A 1,854-nucleotide genomic window follows, 5' to 3' on the forward strand; every position below is an offset into this window, starting at 1 on the left:
GAGCTGCAGCTGGGCGCCAGTTTTGCGGATCAGCACGTTGGCAAGGATGGGCAAGGTGTGCCTGCGCTCAACGATGCCGGCCACCGACTGCAGTACCGACAAAACTTTATCCTGGGTTGCTTTCAGAACGATCATGACTTCCTCTGTATATATCTTTAATTCTTTAATTCAAATTAGTAGTAGTAGATAAGGGTGGCGCCCATCTGTGGATAGTGCCATTTTCCCCTTTTTGATCAACCACTTGGCGTTTGTTTAACCATGTGTTCAGACGCCCCTGAACTGCACTGCTGAATATGAACAACTTTCGATTGTCATCTGCTTCTGTGGATAAGCCATGGGTTGTTCAAAAGTTGTCCCCAAAGTTATTGTGAGGGTGGCTGGGCTCTGTAAAACACCGTGAAAACCGGGCGCAAGAGGGTTCATGGAGTTAATGGGGCGCATGGAGGTTGTTCCTCAGCCTTTCAGGGTCTGTTCAAGCACATGCAGCTGCTGGTTGAGCTCTGTCATTTGCTGGCGCTCGGCAGACATCTTGCGCACGGCGTGCAGCACGGTGGTGTGGTCACGCCCGCCAAAGAGCTCACCGATCTCGGGGAGGCTCTTTTGCGTGAGTTCCTTGGCCAGGTACATGGCAATCTGCCGCGGCCGCGCAATGCTGGCTGGCCGCTTCTTGGAATACATGTCGGCCACTTTGATCTTGTAATAGTCGGCGACGGTCTTCTGGATGTTCTCGACGCTGATCTGCCGGTTCTGAATGGAAAGCAGGTCACGCAGGGCCTCACGGGCCAGCKGGATGGAGATTTCCTTGAGATTGAAGCGTGAGTACGCCAGGATCTTGCGCAAGGCGCCTTCGAGCTCACGCACGTTGGAGCGGACGTTCTTGGCGACGAAGAAGGCGACTTCTTCGGGCATGGAGGCGCCTTCGGCTTCGGCCTTGCGGATCAGGATGGCGACGCGCATTTCGAGCTCGGGCGGTTCGATGGCGACGGTGAGGCCGGAATCAAAGCGCGACACCAGGCGTTCGTGGATATCCGTCAAACCCTTGGGATAAGTGTCGCTGGTCATCACGATGTGCGACTTTTTGGTCAGCAAGGCCTCGAAAGCGTTGAAAAACTCTTCCTGGGTGCGGTCCTTGTTGGCAAAGAACTGGACGTCGTCAATCAGCAGCAAATCCAGGGAGTGATAACGCTCCTTGAATTCATCAAAAGTCTTGCGTTGGTAAGCTTTAACCACATCTGAAACAAATTGTTCAGCATGGATGTAGAGAACTTTGGCGGCGGGGTTGTCCGACAGCAATTTATTGCCGATCGCGTGCATCAAATGCGTCTTGCCCAAACCTACGCCGCCGTAGATAAAAAGCGGGTTGTAAAGCTGGCCCAGGCTGCTGGAAACATGCAGCGCGGCGGCCCGGCCCATGCGGTTGGCCGTGCCTTCAATCAGGGTGTCGAAGGTCAGCGCGCTGTTGAGCCGATTCTTGAACGGCGCGCCGGCGGCTTCTTCGGGAACGCCCAGGCCGACGGGTTCAGGAACGCCGGAGCCTTCAAAGCTGCGAACCAGAGAAGAAGACTTGGCGGGCGCTTCGCGCGGAGCAAGTGCTAACTCAAGGGGGATGCTTTGCCCGGAAATTTTCTCAAGCAGGGCCGAAATGCGGCCGGCATACTGGGCGCGAACCCAGTCCAGTTTGAACCGGTTACCCACTAAAACGGTGACTTTGGTGAGGTCGGGAGCGACCTCGACAAGCAGGGGGCGGATCCAGGTATTGAACTGTTGTTCAGGTAATTCCTGGGCCAGGTGGTCGACGCAGCTCTGCCACAAGTCCTGGTTCAGATTTTGGACGGATGCCTCACTCATGGCTGG

General features: G+C 55.4%; 1 protein-coding gene and 1 pseudogene. Both read right to left on the reverse strand.

All coding sequences use genetic code 11. The annotated features are described in order from the left end of the window. A pseudogene (locus tag AC1D1X_RS22075) lies at positions 1-135 on the reverse strand (DNA polymerase III subunit beta); the annotation flags it as partial. A gap of 318 nt (positions 136-453) precedes the next feature. Then, positions 454-1,848: a chromosomal replication initiator protein DnaA gene (gene dnaA, locus AC1D1X_RS22080; RefSeq protein WP_477699194.1), complete on the reverse strand. Its 1,395-nt coding sequence runs from the start codon at positions 1,846-1,848 to the stop codon at positions 454-456. Between the last annotated feature and the right edge of the window lie 6 nt (positions 1,849-1,854).

It is taken from the genome of Polaromonas sp. P1_G4 (genome assembly GCF_056405475.1).